Here is a 15,683-nt window from a genome sequence, read left to right as displayed (position 1 = left end):
ACCGTGACGCTGGATGCGGGCAATCGCCACCGGGGTGCCACCTTGCGGCGGGTAGCGGCCATTGCCGTCACCACCACGCGCCGGACCCTGCTGCGGCCGCTCAACCTGCTGTGGCTCCTGATCGTCCCTCTGTTCTTCGGCGGTGTGGTCGCAAGCCTGTTCGCCCCATCAGACAAGCCGCCGAGGCTGGCGGTGGTGGTCGAAGATCAAGGGCCTTGGGTTGGTCCGTTGCTGGACGGCCTGTCCGCCACGCCCATGAACTTGCAGCGCCTGGCACGGGACGAAGCCGCCGCGCGCCTGCACCAGGGCAGGGAGCGGGTGGTGCTCCTGATTCCCGACGGTTTTTCCCGGTCGGTAGAAGCAGGCGTGCCGCGGCTGGAGCTCTGGTACGCTCCGCGGGCCGAGCCCGGCGAGGAAATGGCGAGGATCCGGGCGGTAGCTGCCGGCCTCGTTACCGGAACTCCCGCGGGTCCTCTGTCGTTGGTGGTCGAAGCACCGCGGCCGGCAGCCGCGGCGGGCGACTTTGCGCTGTTGCGCACGGTCTACGGGTTCTACGTCATGTTCTCTCTGGTCTCCCTCATCACCCAGGCGGCCGCCCTGCACCGGGAACGGGACCTGGGGACCCTGTCCCGCTCGCTGGTGGCGGGGGCCACCTACGGCGAGATGGTGGCCGGCCACGCCCTGGCGCTGTTCCTCCTTGGGCTGTTGCAGGCGGCGGCCATGGTGGGCGTCACGGCGCTGGGCGGTGCTCCGTGGTTCGCCGCCGGCCTGCCGGCCCTGGTCCTGGCCCTGGTAGCACCTCTGGTGGCCGCATGCGGCATCGCTCTGGCGGTGGCAGGGTTCACCCGCACGTCGCGGCAGATCAACGCGGCCGGCTCGCTGGTGGGCACCATTGCCGCCATGCTGGGCGGCGCGTTCTGGCCCCTGGACGTGGTTCCGGTGTCCCTGCAGGAGGTGGCGCGGCTAAGCCCGGTGTATTGGGCCTTGGACGGATTGCGTGAGGCTTTCGTCTTCGGTGGCCCGGGTGCGGCCCAGTGGCCGGCGGTGGCGACCCTGGTGCTGATGGGGGTGCTGGCCGGGACGGCCGGTGTCCTGGGGCTCCGCCGCTGGGCGGCTTAGGCAGCACCGAAGGCCACTTCGCAAGGCCGCCGGCGGCGGGGGGCGCAACGGGGGCACGGAGATTCCCACCGCCGAGCCGTTGTGCGCCGGGCCGCCAGCGCTACGCCGGATCAGGTGGGGCCGGCGGGGGGAGTGGGCGTGGATCCGTGGAAAACCGGCGAGCAGGATGGGTGGAACGACGCGGGGTTCCACCTGATCCGCCTGGCCCTTTTCGCCGCCGGCACGGCGGTGTGGCTACTCAACCGCGCGCAGCCGGCACCGGGCGTCGCCGTGGCCCTGGCCAGCGGGCTGGTGCTGCAGGCGCTGGCCGAGGCGGCAGGGGGTGCGCGGGCCCGCGACGACGGCCGGGGCCCGCGCCGCTGGACGGCGGTGGCCGCCGGGGCGGGCGCGCTGGTCCTGACCCTGTGGGCTGCTACGTGCGGGGGCGACGCGGCCCTGATCGGGACGGTGGCGGCGGTGCTCATGGGCTCGCCTACGGTGATGGGTCGGGGTGCCGCCCGGTGGGTCAACGGGGCGGCCGTCGTCGCCACCACGGCCGCGGCGGCGCAGGGATCCGGGTTGCAGGGCGCGTTGTTGGCCGGGGCAGTTCTGCTGGTAGCGGGTTGGAGTGGCGACATGCACGCGTCCTACCGGGCTGAGCGGGAACGGCTGCAGCAGGTGGTGGCCGGGCTGGCGGCCGCCCAGGACCGGCTCACGGAACTGGCGGCCCGCAGCGGCGAACTGGGCGCGCAGCGGGAGCGGGAAGAACTCCTGGGTACCCTGCACGATGCCCTGGGGCACGCCCTGACGGCCCAGTTGCTGCAGGTGTCCCTGGCCCGCCGGTTGCTGTCCACGGAACCGGAGGCTGCGGCGGCCCGCCTTGAGGCCGTCGAGGCGGGGCTGCGCGATGGGCTCGCCCAGGTACGGCAGTTGCTGCGCCGCTCCCTCCACCCCGTCCGCCTTCCCCTGGCCTCCGCCGTCCAGCGCCTGGCCAGCGACTTCGGCGCGGCCAGCGGTGTCGAGGTGGAAGTGGTGTTCGAGCCCGATGCCGCCAGCGTATCCGACACCGACCCTGCAGTGACCGGTGCCGTCTACCGGGCCGTCCAGGAAGCCCTGACTAACGCCGCCCGCCACGGCCAGGCCCGGCACGTGCTGGTGTCCCTCACCGCCACAGGGCGGCGCCTGCGCCTGCGGGTTCAGGACGACGGCCTGGGAGCGGCCGAACTGGTTCCGGGGGTGGGGCTCACCCGCATGACCCGCACCGTCCAGCGGCTGGGCGGAACCCTTCGCTTCGAGACACGGGCAGCCCGGGGTTTCGCCGTCGAGATCACGGTCCCCCGTCGCGCGCCCATGGCGGTTGCGGAGACGACCGGCTCGGCCGGGGAAGCAGGGGATGAACAATGATTCGGGTGCTCCTGGCGGAAGATCAGGCTCTTGTGCGGGACGGCCTGCGCCTGCTGCTCGAACTCCAGGGCGACCTGCAGGTGACGGCCGTGGCCGACGGGGCGGAGGCGGTGGCCCGGGCCGCAGCCGCATCCTTCGACGTGGCCTTGCTGGACGTGCGGATGCCGCGCATGGACGGCATCGCCTGCCTGCGGCGGCTCCAGGACTTGCGGCCCCAGATGCCCGTGCTGATGTTGACCACCTACGACGACGACCGCCTGGTGCGCCAGTGCCTGGCGGCCGGTGCCGCGGCTTACCTCCTCAAGGACATGGCGCCGGAGGACCTGGCCAATGCCATCCGGCTGGTGGTATACGGAGGAGGGTTGATCCCGGGGGATCTGGCCGGGGTCCTGGCCCGGGCCGTGTCCACCGGTTCCGCGGCGGGAGGAACGGGTTCCGATACCCCGCCGGGCCGTGGTGCTGACCGCGTTCGGCGGGGTGCCGGCACGGCCCCCGGGGCCCCGCCGTCGTCCGACCGCAAGGACGCCGTGTCACGTCCTGCGCCGGTCGAGCAGGGCGAGCCCTTGACCCCGCGGCAGGTGGAGGTCCTCCAGCTCCTGGCCCGGGGGCTGTCCAACCGGGAGATTGCCGCCCGGTTGCACCTGTCCGAAGGCACCGTGAAGAACCTGGTTAGCGAGATCTATGCCCGGCTGCAGGTCCGGGATCGGGTACAGGCGGTGTTGCGCGCCCGGGGCTGGTTGGGGCCGGGCGGTACCTCAGGGCTCTGACGCGATGGAAAGGGACAAGACAAGCCGAAGGCCGGCAGGCTCCCGGGCAAGCGGTGCCCGGGAGCCTGCCGGCCGCCATGGCCTTGCACCCACTTATGCACCCACTTACTCCACCGGATGGCTGAAGTGCATCTCCACGTGCTCGATCTCGTCGCCGTCCAGCACGAAGTGGGCAGCGGGCCCGGTGATGCGGATCACCCGGTTCTGCAGGTCGAACTCCGTGTCGCCGATGTGCAGCTCGAACTTGCGTCCGGAGGCCAGGGTCACGATGACCTCGCCCCAGCGCTCAAGCTCGGCCTTCACCTGCTCCATCCGCATCCTTTCCACCTCCTGGGTCCCAGAGGGTGCGCCGGCGGCGGTTGCGCCCCCCTGGACCGGTTGCTGCTCGGGCCCCGACCGTTGGGGACGAACCCGGCCAGGCCCTCTCCCCGCCCTTTCCTGACGGTCGCCGCCAGTGCCAGTGCCGGCCGCCGTCACCGCCGGCCCGGCAGGGTACCGGGCGGCGCGATGCCGGGTGCTCACACCGGACCCTTCGCCGGCGCCGGGTCCAATTCCGGCACCGGTCTCGCCAGCGGCGTCCAGGTCCGCTGCCCGCATCAGGGTCGCCGCCCCGTCCCGTTGTGGTAAAGGATAACATGCGCACCCGCGGCGGGCGAAGAGACCGCCCCGGTTCGGGCGTGCGCTCGCGAACCAGCGCAACGGGGCGTGGCGGGACATTCCCGGCCGGCCCCGGCCGCGCCGGGCGCATGGTCGTACGGGGCGGCGCCGCTGGCGGGGAGGCTGGCGGGAGCGGCGGTCCTTCTCGCGCCATCGTCCTTTCCCTCCGGCACCACGGGTTCGTCCATAGCAATCCCGGCCGCCGGGGGCGCCATACATCGCAGAGGTGTTGCACACGTTGCCGGAGCATTCAGGGGGCGCGGGGAGCATCAGGACATTGAGACACAACGAGACACAACGCCCCGCCGCGCACCGGAACCGGCGCAGCGGCGGGGCTGTTCTCCGGTCGATCCCTGCGGTGGCCTAACCTTGTGGCCCCAAGGGGAATCGAACCCCTACCTCGGGCTTGAAAGGCCCGCGTCTTAACCACTCGACCATGGGGCCCAGAACCTGCGGTCCCCCACGCAACCGGCGACGGCTGCCGGCCGACGGCTGCTGGCGACCCTACGGCATTATAGTCCCCTTTGCGTCCCCCGGCAAGGCAACCACCGGTGGCGCAGGCAGCCTGGCCCACCACCAGGTGCCGGCCTGGCCAACGCAACCCGGCACCGTGGTGCGCGGCGCAGCGAGCTCCACGGTGCGCTGCGCAGCGGGCTCCCGGCAGGGCCCTCCCGCGCGGTGGCGGTGTACGAGCAGGCTTCTGCCAGCGGGCGCCGGCCCGACCCGGGCGCGCCGACCCGCTCCGGGCGCGCGGACCTGCTGCCGAGGAACCGCGGGCCGGGCCCCTACGGCAGACCGGCCTCGCTGGGGCAACGCCGGGCCCGCGAACCCGATACCGCGACCGGCTTCCGGCAGGCCGGGGCGGCTGCGCAGGGCGCCTGGTGGGATTCGAACCCACAACCCACGCCTTATGAGGGCGCTGCTCTGACCGTTGAGCTACAGGCGCACGGCATCAAACAACCAGGGGTTGCTGCTGGCGGATGCAGGGCGATTATACCACACGGGCCCTGGCAGCCGGGACTGGCTGGACTCGCCCCGGACCGAGGCGAACCGGTGCCGTGCGAGGCGGTTCCGGCCGTCATCAGACCGGGCGGCGCCAGGCCGGCCGCGGCGGAAGCCTCAGGTGCGCCGCATGCGGCCCACCGGGGCCGTGACCGGCGGGGCCCGATCCGTCCCGGGAAGGGGGCCGGGCGCACCGGCCGCCGTCCGGGCATAGCCTCCCCATACAGGCACCGCGGGCGCCACCGATGTCCGGCGGCGCCCGTTCCCGTGCCCAGAGAGCGGCAAGCCTTCGAGTTCATCCAGCGTGGGGAAGAGAGCGGGTTCCATGCCCAAGGTCTATCTTGACCCCGGCCACGGCGGCAGTGATCCCGGCGCCGTGGGCAACGGCCTGGTGGAAAAGGATATCAATCTGGCCATTGCACGCCGGGTACGCGTGCACCTGGCCCGCCACGGGCTCGCCGTGCGGATGTCCCGTACCGGTGACCAGACCCGACCGCTGCGCGCGCGCACCGACGAGGCCAACGCCTGGGGTGCCGACGTCTACGTGTCCATCCACTGCAACGCCTACGTTGACGAGTCCGCCAACGGATTCGAGGTCTGGCACTCTGTCCAGCCGGGTTCCCGCAGCCGCATCCTGGCGCGCTCCCTGGTCCAGTGGCTGGACCGGCTCACGCCCCTCGCCAACCGCGGGGCCCGTTCCCGGGCGGGCCGCGGGGGCAGGGACTACTATCACGTGATGCGGGAATCCCGCATGCCCGCGGTCATCGTGGAACGCGGGTTCATCACCAACCGGCGGGACGCGCGCTACCTGGGCCCCGCATCCGGCCAGGCGCAGGTGGCGGAGGCCATCGCCCGTGGGGTCCTCGAGTACTTCGGCCGGAACTGGATTCCGGCCGGTCCCCGCGCGGAAGAACCTGCCGCCCCGCCGGCACCGGCCGGTCAGGAGGCGGAGCAGCCGGAGCCTCGGGGCGTCTGGTACCGGGTGATCATCGGTTCCTTCCGCAACCAAGCCAACGCCGAGCGGCTGGCCCGCCGGGCCCGGGAGGCCGGATTCGACGTCTGGATCGACCAGGTTCGCCTTTGATCGCCGTCCCGGCAGGGATTCGAGGCCGTTCGACAGAACGAGCACCGAGACCGGACCCTTGCCGGTCCACCGCCGGCCGTCGCGCCGGTGGGCGCGGGCCGGTTGGACTCGGAGGAACCGCGGGCTCCGCGCCGGCTGGGGGAGCAGCCGGTGCCGGAGCCCGGTGCCCGCCGGAGGCGCGGGCGCGACCGGCGAGGGCGCGGCGCAGGCGCGGCGAAGGAGACCACCCGCATCATGGATCCCATCCAGACCGTGGATTCCCCGCGGTCCACCGTTTCAGTACGACCCGGGGATTTACGAGCCGGGGATTCAGCGCGAGGGAACGGCCAGGGGGACCGCCCGGTGGTGGTCCGGGCAGGCCAGGGCGCCGCAGCGCAGGCTCGGCCGTCCCGGCAGGATGCCGTGCCGGCGTTCGCCCTTCAGACTGCGGCCGCACCGGAGGCCGGCCGCCTGGATGCCCCGGCCTGGTTTGCCCGCCTCCACCGGCTGGTGCGCAAGCGGCAGGTACGCATCCGCATCGACCGGCGGGGTGTGGTCAACCTGTACCGGCAGCGGGCCCAGGTGGAGCCCGCCCTCTACCTCACCTTCCTGGCGCAAGCGTATGCCCACGTGCTGGCGGCGCTGCTGGCGGCACTGGCCGGGCTCTTCCTGTTGCGGGAACGGGCGTGGCAGGCGGGGCTGGCCGCGGCCACGGGGGCGGCTGTGATCGAGCTGGGTGCGCAGCTGGCCCGCTGGCGCCGGGAGCGGCGGTGGGTGGCCGGGCTGCGCCGCCGGCTGCTGGAGGACCCCGTCTTCTTCGCCCAGGCGTATGAGGACGGCCTGTTTGCCCTCCAGCGGGGCCGCCGCCTTTGCAGGTATCCCCGGCCGTGGCAGGCCATCTTTGGCCTGGAGGATGCGGCTGCCGAAGAGGAAGTCACGGTGGTGGTGCGGCGGCCGGCACCGGCAAGTGGCCCGCCGGCACGGGGCTCGATCTCCGTGGCACCTCGCACCACCATGCCGGCGGCCGGCGCCGCCCCTCACGGCCACGAGGCCGCTGCCCCTCAGGGTAGCCCGCCTGGCACCCCTCAAGGCGACCGCCCTGCCGCCCTGCCCGGGATCCCCGCGGGCCGAGCCTTGGGTCAATCGGCGCGGCTCCCTGAGTCGCCGCTCCATTGATCGCCGCCCAATGACCGGGGATCATTCCGCCGGCCCTTCGGGGGCAGATAGCGCCACTGCGCCCGGCTGCGGAGCGTGTCCCCAGCGGCTGGCCATCTCGTGCAGGCCACCGGGGTACACCCGCGGCAGCTCCTGCTGCACAATGCGGCGCAGGAGGGTGCGGGCGGTACCGTACCGGGATGCCAGCACCGCCAGGGTCCGGCCCAGATAGGTCGTCCCGGCACCGCGGTGCTGGGCGGCGTACTCGTAGAAGCGGCGGCCCTCCCGCTCCAGCTCGCCCTCCGAGTAAGGCAGCACCGGCACGGCATCCGGAGTCTCCCTCCCGGTACCCGTCCTTCCGGTGCAACCTTCCGTGGCCCGGTCCCGATCCCGGCCGTCGCCCGGGCGGTCACCGTCCCGGGCCGGGGTCGGGTCACCCGCCGCCAGCCCCGCCGGCCGCGGCGGAGTGGGAGTCGCCGATTGGGGCTGGGCGGTGCCCCCTTCACCGGCCGGAAGGGCAACCGATGACAGGAACAGCGTGAGGTCGCCCAGCCGCCGGTATATGGACAGCCGGTCGGGTTCGGCTGCCAAAAGCGCCACCTTGTTCAGGGCGGCGAGATCGACCTCGGCCAGGGGCAGGCGGTACTGCCGGCTGCCCAGGGTAAAGGCGGCCATCCCCGGCGGAGTGTAAGCAAAGGAAGCCAGGAGCTCCGCCAGGTAGTGAACGGTCCAGGGCGATTCCAGCAGCGCCAGGACCGGCCTGCTGCGCCCGGGTTCGGCGCAGGGTCCGCTGGTCGCCGGCGCGCCACCCGGCCCGTCAAGGAGCACCAGGTCGTCGCCGGCGCCGCTTCCGGCCCCTGCCGGCGGCTCCTTGAGGACCGGTTCGTCTCCGGAGGGTGCCGGATCTCCGGCGCGGGCCCGTTCCTGGATCCGGCACTGGTGCAGCAGGAGGGAGAAGAGCAGGTAGGGGCTGATCTTCCGGGCGGCGTCGCCTTCCTCCAGGGCTTGATGGGTGCGGCCGTCCTCCAGTGCCCGCTCGATGGCCTCACCGCCGTCCCGCAAAAGCCGGGCGATGCGGTCGCGGGCATCAGGGCGCGGGGAAACGGCCGCCGCGAGGAACCCGAAGTCGGCGTCGGTGAGGTGTTCGAGCGGGAGCAGGCTGGCGGTCACCGCCGATCCCTCCTACCCTATTTTAATCCAGGCGTAGCGGCCCTTGCCACCGCGGTCGACGGGATACGAAGGGTGAGACGTGATTGATTTGGGTTTTCGTAACATCGTGGCCGAATAGCGAGGTCATTCACGGAATCTGCGGCATGTCTCCGCTCCCGGGCCGTCCGGCGGGGCCGGCCCGAGGGGATGGGAGCCCGGGCCTGCCCGCCCGTTCCCGGGACGAGCCGGCCGCCGGAACCACCAGGGCGCCCGAACCGGCTCTGCCGCCGGCAACGGCGGTCTCCCAGGCGATCCCCGGGACATCCCGCGGCCCGGCTCTTGGCCCAGCGGCGGCACCGCGGGGTGGGGAGGCAGCCGCGGCACCGGCTGGAGCCCCGCCCCCTGCGCTGCCGGTGGCGATGCCCCGCCGGGACCCGGGCTTGCCGGCCGGCAAGCCCCACGGCCCGGGGCAGCCGGCCGGTGGGGTTTACCGCGATTCGCCGCCCGGACCCGTCGTTCCTGCTGCCCCGGGCGCGTCCCCGGTGGAAACAGCGGGCAATTCGGCCCTGGGTGCGCCCGGCGGCTGGGCGGGCCTGGCCGCGGCCGCCGCCGCTGCCGCCAGTCCGGATCCGCCCTCCCGCCCCGGAGCGGCTTCGCGGTCATCCCGCTCGCCCCGAAGGGAGGTGGCCGGGGGAGCTGGCCCGCCACCCAAACCGTGGACCCTGGAGGTCGAGTGGGCTTTACCCCGGGCCGGGCGCTGGCGCGTGCGGGCCGCCGGCATGGGAGGGCGGGTTTACCTGGACCTGGCGGTGGAGCCCCAGGTGGGCGGCGTCCTGGCCGGGGTGGGCCTGGACGCGCAAACCCTCTGCCGCCTTCTGGCCGGCGCCGGGTTCGACCCCGCGGGCGCCGGAGTGCGCACCGTCCACCGGGACCGGCGGTAGGGGCCGTGGGGATAGACTTCGCAGGGTGCCGGCTCGCTGCGCCCACCCTGGGCATCCTTGCGCTGGGCAAAGGAGTGGGGTACCTTGAGCGAGACGCCGGAGCCACCCCGGCCTGACGGGGCGGAACCCCCGCCGCAGCGGGCGGCGGCCGCCCTGCGGTTCGACCCCAGCACCGATCCGGCCCCCCGGGTGGTGGCGGCCGGTTTCGGCACCATGGCGGAGGCCATCCTGCGCCGTGCGCGGGAGGCGGGGGTGCCTGAGGTGACCTCGCCCCTGGCGCCGGTGCTGGCCCGCGTTCCGCCGGGCCAGACGATCCCGGCCGCACTGTTTGAAGTGGTGGCCCAGATCATGGCCCTGGCCCTGGAACTGGACCGGCAGATGGCAGCGGGCCGGGCGGGCCGGGCCCAGGGGCCGGATCTGGCGGCGCGCTGGGGCCTGGCCGCCGGGGCGGGTTCGCCGGCTGGGGCGGGTTCGTCCGGCGGGGCGGGGGCCGCGGCGGGAAGCCGGTCTGGACCGGTACGGGGAGGGGGCGGGTCCTGGGACGCGCCTCCCGGCGGGCCTGCTCCGCGGGGACACCCTGATCCGGACGACGGGAGGAGCCAGGCGTGATCCGACCTGTGCGGTATGAAGGCGGTGTGGTCCATCTCCTCGACCAGCGCCGGCTGCCGGCGGAGGAAAGGTGGCAGGCATGCCGGTCGGTGGAGGAGGTGGCCCGCGCCATCGAGACCATGGTGGTGCGGGGAGCGCCGGCCATCGGCATCGCGGCGGCCTTCGGCGTGGCCTTGGCGGCGGCTGGGGCGGCGCGGGGACGGGGCGGAGGGGCCCTGGAACCGGGAGGCACCCCTGGCGAGGGGGCGGGCCTCGAGGAGGTCGTCGAGACTGCCCTGCGGCGCCTGGCGGCCACCCGGCCCACGGCGGTCAACCTGCACTGGGCCCTGGCCCGGATAGAAGGCCGGTACCGCCAGCTGCGGTCGGCCGGCGCAGGCCCGGACCAGGTCGCGGACGCGCTGGAAGCCGAAGCCCGGGCCATTCAGGAGGAAGACCTGGCCATGTGCCTCCGCATGGCCGAGCACGGCGCCGACCTCCTGCCGGAAGGGGCCCAGGTGCTCACCCACTGCAACACCGGGGCCCTGGCCACGGGCGGCCACGGCACGGCCCTGGGCGTGATCCGCACCGCCTGGCGGCAGGGGCGGCTGCGCCACGTGTGGGTCGACGAGACGCGGCCCGTGTTACAGGGCGCCCGCCTGACCGCCTGGGAGCTGCAGAAGGAAGGCATTCCCCACACCCTGATCGTCGACGGCGCGGCCGCGGCGGTGATGGCGGCCGGGCGGGTCGACGCCGTGCTGGTGGGCGCCGACCGCATAGCCGCCAACGGGGATACGGCCAACAAGATCGGGACCTGCATGCTGGCCGTGCTGGCCTGTCATCACGGGATTCCCTTCTATGTGGTGGCCCCCTGGTCCACCGTCGACCCCAGCCTGCCGTCGGGCGATGCGATCCCCATCGAGGAGCGAAACCCGGAGGAAGTGACGGGCTTCGGTGGCGTCCGGTGGGCACCGCCGGGTACACCCGTCTTCAACCCGGCCTTCGACGTCACGCCCGCCTCCCTGATCACCGCCATCGTGACCGACCGCGGGGTCCTGCGCCCGCCCTACACCGAAGCCATTGCCGCCCTGGCCCAGCGGGACGAACCCGGCCGCGGCGAGGCCGCGCGGTGGGGCCGGAGCCCGGGCTGCTGACGGGCCCGGGCAGCCAACGGGCCCTTGATGGTAGCCTGCGGGTAACGTCGCGCCGGCCCGAGCCCGCCGGCGCCGGGGGGACCTCAAGAGGCGGCGGTCGGGGGCACGGGCCGGGGTCAGGGCCGGTTCGTCCCGGCGATCCGCCCGGGGCGCGAGGCTGCGGGTGCCAAGAGCCCGCCGGCCCCGCCGAACAGGGCCAGGGCCGCCGTCGCCAGGTTGATGGCCATGGAGATGCCGTGCAGCGGCCCAAAAGCGGCCGTTCCGCGGGCGGCATGGGCGGCCGGCAGCACCGCTTCCCGGTTGACGATCACCAGCGCCAGGGCCATGAGCCCCGCCGCCAGCCGCCAGCCTGCTCCGGGAGCGTCCGGGCCGCCGGGCTGGCGGCGCTGGTTGCGGAACTCCATGAAAGCGGCCAGGGCGGCGACCAGGCCCAGGACCTCTCCCAGCCGGAAATAGCCTGGGAAGAGGGTGGCGACGATGGTGCCGAAATCGCCGGGGAAGGCGCGGGTCAGGGTGGGCGTCAGGATGAACGTGTAGTAGACCATCACGCCGAACCAGGCGACCATCAGAAAAACGTACAGGTTGCGCCAGGCCCTTGCCATGAAAGCCCTCCTTGTCACCCGCTCAATCCGATGCGGGGCGTTCCACCCGGGATCCGCCCGCCGTCCCGCGGCTTACGGCGCGGGATAGGCGACGGTCACCAGCACCACGCTGATCAGGGCGAGCACGAAAGGTCCAGGCGCTCGGCCTTCCGCCCGCCGGCCGGCGGCCACGCTCATGTGGGCCAGGACGGCCGCGGCCAGCATCAGGGCAGGGTGCTGCCAGTCCACGGCCCCAAAGCCCAGCGTCACCAGCAAAATAATGCCCAGCAAGGCCTGCAGGTCGAACAGGCCCACGGACAGGCCCCCCACCAGGCGATGGGCCGGCAGGTCGCGCCCGGCCAGCAGCCGGTATCCCGTCCAGATCACCCGCATTACGGCGAAGGCGAACACGATGGGTCCCAGAAAGCCGTGGACGAACGCCAGGTTGGTCAAGGTCGTCCCTCCCGTGAGCTTGGTTTCTCGCCCTCCCGGCCCGGCGCCCCTGGCCGGGCGGTGCCGCCCGCGGTTCGGTTCGGGGCAGGGTCCGGTTCCCGCTCCGTCCGGGACGGGGGCAGTCCGGCGGACAAGCGTCGTGCTACCATGGTACCCGGGTTTCGGCAAGGGAGGAACCGGTTGCCGGCCCGAAGGGAGAGGGGGTGCCCCTATGGAACGGGGCTTTGAGATGGCAGGCGGGGGGCAGGGTGGTGAAGATCCAGGGGGAGAGCGGCGTGGGGAACTGGCAGCGGTTCAGGCCTTCTTCGGCCGGCATGCCGAGGCGTACCGCCAGAGCCCGGGGCACCGGGCCGGGGCCGATCTGTTCGCCCTGGTCGCGGCCCTCGACCCCCAGCCCCACCAGCGCTTGCTGGACGTGGCCACGGCTGCAGGTCACACCGGCCTGACCTTTGCACCCCAGGTGGCGGAGGTCTTCGGGCTTGATGTCACCCCGGCCATGGCGGAAGCCTTTGCCCGGGAGGCGGAAGCCCGGGGAGTGCGGAACGCCCGGTTCGTGACCGGCGACGTTCACGCCCTGCCCTTTCCGGCTGGATCCTTCGACCTGGTCACCTGCCGGCGGGCGGCCCATCACTTCGGTGACGTCGCTGCCGCCGTGGCCGAGATGGCCCGGGTCCTCCGCCCCGGCGGCCGCCTGGGGCTGGTGGACATGACGCCGCCCGCCGATCCGCAAGCGGCTGACCTCTTCAACGATCTGGAGCGGATCCGGGATGCCTCCCACGTCGAAGCCTTGACGCCCGGCCGCTGGGCGGCCATCGTGGAAAGGGCCGGGCTTGAGCTGGAACGCCTGGAGGTCCTGGTGGAGCCTCAGCCGCTGGAACGGTGGCTCTATCCCGTCGCCCCGGAACCAGGGGTGCTGGCGCAGCTGGAAGACCGCTGGCAGAGGAATGAAGCGGCCGTGCGGGAGCGGGTGGTGACGCAAGGCCCCGGAGGATGGGTTTACATCAAGCGGCGGGTGCTGCTGGTGGCCCAGAAGCCTTGACGGCGAGAGATGACGCGGCGGGACGCCGCCCGGCGAGCGCCGGTACCACCGGACAGCCCCGGGGACGCCGGGCCTGCCGCCGGCGGCCGTCCTGCCCCACGGTGCCGGGGTCTCCTGCCGGCCCGAGGCGGGCCGGCAGGAGACCCTTCACCTTTTGCGTTCTCCTCGCCATGGGTCCCCGGCGGTGGTGGAAGCCGCGGCGGGCCGGCGCAGGGCCCGCCCACCGGCTCAGTACATGGACTGGACCTCGATGCGGCCTTCGTCGTCGTAGATGTAGAGGGCGCCCTCTTTCTCGTCCCGGGTACGCTTGTGGGAACCGTCGCAGAAGGGCTTGTTCTTCGACAGGCCGCAGGCGCAGATCCAGATGCTCTTTTCCGCTCCCTCGGGCCGCACCTCATAGGGGCGGTTGCGATCGTGACGGACCAGCCGGCTCACCGGTCGCACCCCCTTTCCCGCAACCCCCGGCGCGTTCCTGGGCGTTGCCGGAGATGGCGCCGGTCCTTGCCGTTCCTTTGCTTGCCACCAGTTTCACCCGGAGGCCGTGCGGCGTCAACCGGCCCACCGGCCCCTGGTCCGGCCACAAGCGGGGCCGGGTTCGTCCGACCCGGCCCGGCAACCTGGCATGGAGGGTCCGCAGGCTGAGGCCCGCAGGCCCCAGAGGGATCAGCCGGCCGGGGAGGCCACCGGCGCCCGGCCGTCCTGGCCCCGCCGGGCCAGGATGTCCCGCACGACCGCCTCTTCCACGGCCTTGTTGACCGCCCGCAGGCGCCGCGGGATGAAAAAGGCATCGATCAGGGCCCAGAAGCCCAAGCCGCCCAGTGTCACGGTCATCAGGATGCCCTGCCAGACGGGACCCAGGTAATAGCGGTGGCCGCCCAGGCCGCCCAGGAACAGCCACAACAGCCAGGCCACCACCGCCGACTTCTGGCGCCGCTCGATCTCCAGCCGGGCTACCTGCAGCTCCCGGTTGGTCAGATCGTAGAGATCTGCCACATCTGTCCCTCCTTCCCGGCCCCCCGCGGGGCGGGATGCCCCGGCGGCGACCGAATCCCCCGCATTTCCTCCGGGCTCCTCGCTCCCGAGCGGGGACGGGCCGGCCGGAGGCAGGTGCCCGTTCCCGGGCAGTCCTCCGGGGGGCACGAAGACATCCTATTCGAGCCGGGGTGCCCTTCCCCTGCTTCACCGGTGCGCGGCCGGTGCGCGGGCGAGGGGATCCCCGGCCCTGGGTGCCGGAGGATAGCCGTGCCACCGCCGGCGCACGTTACGCCCGGGAGGTGGCGCCATGACCGCAGACTGGACGTTGCTGCGGGAGCTGACGGAGGCGCCGGGCGTCTCCGGCTACGAGGCCCCGGTGCGGGAGGTGCTGGCCCGGCATCTGGGGCAGCTGGCCCCTCGCCTGGACACGGATAACCTGGGCTCCCTGATCGCCGAGCGGCCCGGGGGGGCCGCGCGGCCGCGGGTCATGCTGGCGGCCCACATGGACGAGATCGGCTTCATGGTGAGCCACATCGACGAGGGCGGGTTCATACGGTTCCAGCCCATCGGCGGGTGGTGGAGCCAGGTGATGCTGGCCCAGCGGGTGCGCATCTACACGGCCCGCGGGCCGGTCACCGGCATCATCGGCGCCAAGCCGCCCCACATCCTGCCGCAGGAGGAACGCAGCCGCCCGGTGGACATGCGGGACATGTTCATCGACGTGGGTGCGACCAGCCGCCAGGAGGCCGAAGGGCTGGGCATTCGCCCGGGGGACCCCGTGGTGCCGGCCAGCGCCTTCGAGCCCCTGGGGCCGCCCGGGGCCTTCCTGGCCAAGGCCTGGGACAACCGGGCCGGCTGCGTCATCCTGGTGGAGGTGCTGCGCCGGCTCGCCACGGTGCCGCACCCCAACACCGTCTACGCGGTGGCCACCGTCCAGGAAGAGGTGGGCCTGCGCGGGGCCACCACCAGCGTGCGGGCGGTGGCGCCCGACGTGGCCCTGGTGATCGACACCACGGTAGCCACCGATACACCGGGGATCGACCGGAGCCGCCTGCCGGCATCCTGCCGGATGGGCGGAGGGCCGGCCATCTCCCTCTACGACGCCAGCATGATCCCCCACCTGCGGCTGCGGGACCTGGTGGTCGACACGGCCCGCGACCACGGCATTCCCATCCAGTTCGACGTGATGCCGGGCGGCGGCACCGACGCCGGCAAGATCCACACGGCCTCAACGGGCGTACCGACCCTGTCCATCGGCATCCCGGTGCGCTACATCCACAGCCATGGCTCCATCCTGCATCTCTCCGACCTGGAGCACGCGGCCCGGCTGATGGTGGCAGTGATCCAGCGGCTCGACGCCGGCACCGTGGAGGCGCTCCGGGCGATGGCCCCGGCCCGGACGGTGGAGCCGCCCGCGCCAGCCGCGCCGGCCGTGCCGGCCGCGCCGCCGGCGGCCCCTGCCGGGTGGGCCGCGCCTGGTCCGGCGGCACCGGTGCCGCGCTACGGGCACCCCCCGGCGCCCTGGCCGGGAGGACCCGATGGGTGGCCCGCCAGGCCAGCTCCGGCCGTGGTATCCTGGTAATAAATGTAACTCAAGCTACCGCGTGGCAGGAACGGTTCCCCACCGTGCCGAATCCCGTCGCGAGAACCCGTATGGACA

16 protein-coding genes and 2 tRNA genes are annotated in these 15,683 nt (G+C 73.2%); 10 read left to right on the top strand and 8 right to left on the bottom strand.

All coding sequences use genetic code 11. The annotated features are described in order from the left end of the window. The first annotated feature begins 3 nt into the window (after nucleotides 1-3). The 3 genes from DYI95_RS10565 (at nucleotide 4) to DYI95_RS10555 (ending at nucleotide 3,269) form a co-directional block, all read left to right on the top strand. Complete coding sequence (locus DYI95_RS10565) at nucleotides 4-1,119, top strand: ABC transporter permease (RefSeq protein ID WP_116899825.1); 1,116 nt, start codon at nucleotides 4-6, stop codon at nucleotides 1,117-1,119. A 138-nt stretch (nucleotides 1,120-1,257) separates the two neighbouring features. Further along, the gene (locus DYI95_RS10560) at nucleotides 1,258-2,502 is read left to right on the top strand and encodes a sensor histidine kinase (protein ID WP_116899899.1); all 1,245 of its coding nucleotides are present in this window, start codon (nucleotides 1,258-1,260) and stop codon (nucleotides 2,500-2,502) included. Continuing rightward, nucleotides 2,499-3,269, top strand: coding sequence for a response regulator transcription factor (locus DYI95_RS10555; protein ID WP_116899826.1), 771 nt, complete (start codon nucleotides 2,499-2,501; stop codon nucleotides 3,267-3,269). Before DYI95_RS10560 ends, DYI95_RS10555 begins: the two co-directional genes overlap by 4 nt. A 105-nt stretch (nucleotides 3,270-3,374) precedes the next feature. Here the strand turns inward: DYI95_RS10555 and DYI95_RS10550 are convergent, their stop codons facing one another. The 3 genes from DYI95_RS10550 to DYI95_RS10540 form a co-directional block, all read right to left on the bottom strand. Continuing rightward, entirely contained in the window at nucleotides 3,375-3,587 is a 213-nt protein-coding gene (locus DYI95_RS10550; protein WP_116899827.1) for a hypothetical protein, read from the bottom strand. A 711-nt stretch (nucleotides 3,588-4,298) separates the two neighbouring features. Beyond that, nucleotides 4,299-4,370: transfer RNA gene (locus tag DYI95_RS10545), tRNA-Glu, on the bottom strand. Nucleotides 4,371-4,799: 429 nt separating this feature from the next. Continuing rightward, a tRNA-Ile gene (locus DYI95_RS10540) sits at nucleotides 4,800-4,872 on the bottom strand. Between the two features lie 381 nt (nucleotides 4,873-5,253). Between DYI95_RS10540 and DYI95_RS10535 the strand changes: the two genes are divergently transcribed. Together DYI95_RS10535 and DYI95_RS10530 are read left to right on the top strand one after the other, a co-directional pair. Next, nucleotides 5,254-6,012 carry an N-acetylmuramoyl-L-alanine amidase gene (locus DYI95_RS10535; RefSeq protein WP_116899828.1) on the top strand — a complete coding sequence of 253 codons (759 nt, stop codon included), beginning with the start codon at nucleotides 5,254-5,256 and terminating at the stop codon, nucleotides 6,010-6,012. Nucleotides 6,013-6,354: 342 nt separating this feature from the next. Next, a complete protein-coding gene (locus DYI95_RS10530) occupies nucleotides 6,355-7,167 on the top strand; it encodes a hypothetical protein (protein ID WP_116899829.1) in 813 nt (270 codons plus the stop codon). 21 nt (nucleotides 7,168-7,188) lie between these two features. On the opposite strand, the gene DYI95_RS10525 is transcribed toward DYI95_RS10530, so the two are convergent. Further along, complete coding sequence (locus tag DYI95_RS10525) at nucleotides 7,189-8,316, bottom strand: hypothetical protein (protein ID WP_116899830.1); 1,128 nt, start codon at nucleotides 8,314-8,316, stop codon at nucleotides 7,189-7,191. A 758-nt stretch (nucleotides 8,317-9,074) separates the two neighbouring features. Here DYI95_RS10525 and DYI95_RS10520 point away from each other — a divergent pair. The 3 genes from DYI95_RS10520 (at nucleotide 9,075) to mtnA (ending at nucleotide 10,975) form a co-directional block, all read left to right on the top strand. After that, entirely contained in the window at nucleotides 9,075-9,236 is a 162-nt protein-coding gene (locus DYI95_RS10520) for a hypothetical protein (protein ID WP_158556003.1), read from the top strand. Between the two features lie 84 nt (nucleotides 9,237-9,320). Next, nucleotides 9,321-9,845 (top strand): EscU/YscU/HrcU family type III secretion system export apparatus switch protein, encoded by a 525-nt coding sequence (locus tag DYI95_RS10515; protein WP_116899832.1) that lies wholly within the window; start codon nucleotides 9,321-9,323, stop codon nucleotides 9,843-9,845. Beyond that, on the top strand, nucleotides 9,842-10,975 hold the full coding sequence (gene mtnA, locus DYI95_RS10510) for an S-methyl-5-thioribose-1-phosphate isomerase (protein ID WP_116899833.1): 1,134 nt from the start codon (nucleotides 9,842-9,844) through the stop codon (nucleotides 10,973-10,975). Before DYI95_RS10515 ends, mtnA begins: the two co-directional genes overlap by 4 nt. A 116-nt stretch (nucleotides 10,976-11,091) precedes the next feature. On the opposite strand, the gene DYI95_RS10505 is transcribed toward mtnA, so the two are convergent. Beyond that, on the bottom strand, nucleotides 11,092-11,577 hold the full coding sequence (locus DYI95_RS10505; RefSeq protein ID WP_116899834.1) for a DUF4149 domain-containing protein: 486 nt from the start codon (nucleotides 11,575-11,577) through the stop codon (nucleotides 11,092-11,094). A 72-nt stretch (nucleotides 11,578-11,649) separates the two neighbouring features. After that, entirely contained in the window at nucleotides 11,650-12,009 is a 360-nt protein-coding gene (locus tag DYI95_RS10500; RefSeq protein ID WP_116899835.1) for a hypothetical protein, read from the bottom strand. A 211-nt stretch (nucleotides 12,010-12,220) separates the two neighbouring features. On the opposite strand from DYI95_RS10500, the gene DYI95_RS10495 reads away from it, so the two are divergent. Continuing rightward, nucleotides 12,221-13,048 (top strand): class I SAM-dependent methyltransferase, encoded by an 828-nt coding sequence (locus DYI95_RS10495; protein ID WP_116899836.1) that lies wholly within the window; start codon nucleotides 12,221-12,223, stop codon nucleotides 13,046-13,048. Between the two features lie 228 nt (nucleotides 13,049-13,276). Here DYI95_RS10495 and DYI95_RS10490 read toward each other — a convergent pair whose 3' ends face one another. Together DYI95_RS10490 and DYI95_RS10485 are read right to left on the bottom strand one after the other, a co-directional pair. Then, nucleotides 13,277-13,483, bottom strand: coding sequence for a CDGSH iron-sulfur domain-containing protein (locus DYI95_RS10490; RefSeq protein WP_006903037.1), 207 nt, complete (start codon nucleotides 13,481-13,483; stop codon nucleotides 13,277-13,279). Nucleotides 13,484-13,711: 228 nt separating this feature from the next. Continuing rightward, complete coding sequence (locus DYI95_RS10485) at nucleotides 13,712-14,041, bottom strand: TM2 domain-containing protein (protein ID WP_116899837.1); 330 nt, start codon at nucleotides 14,039-14,041, stop codon at nucleotides 13,712-13,714. A 289-nt stretch (nucleotides 14,042-14,330) separates the two neighbouring features. On the opposite strand from DYI95_RS10485, the gene DYI95_RS10480 reads away from it, so the two are divergent. Then, the gene (locus DYI95_RS10480; protein WP_116899838.1) at nucleotides 14,331-15,605 is read left to right on the top strand and encodes a M42 family metallopeptidase; all 1,275 of its coding nucleotides are present in this window, start codon (nucleotides 14,331-14,333) and stop codon (nucleotides 15,603-15,605) included. Nucleotides 15,606-15,683: the final 78 nt, after the last annotated feature.

The organism is Thermaerobacter sp. PB12/4term (assembly GCF_003403315.2).
Classification (GTDB): Bacteria; Bacillota; Sulfobacillia; order Thermaerobacterales; family Thermaerobacteraceae; genus Thermaerobacter.
This window is presented reverse-complemented; position numbering and strand designations above follow the sequence as displayed.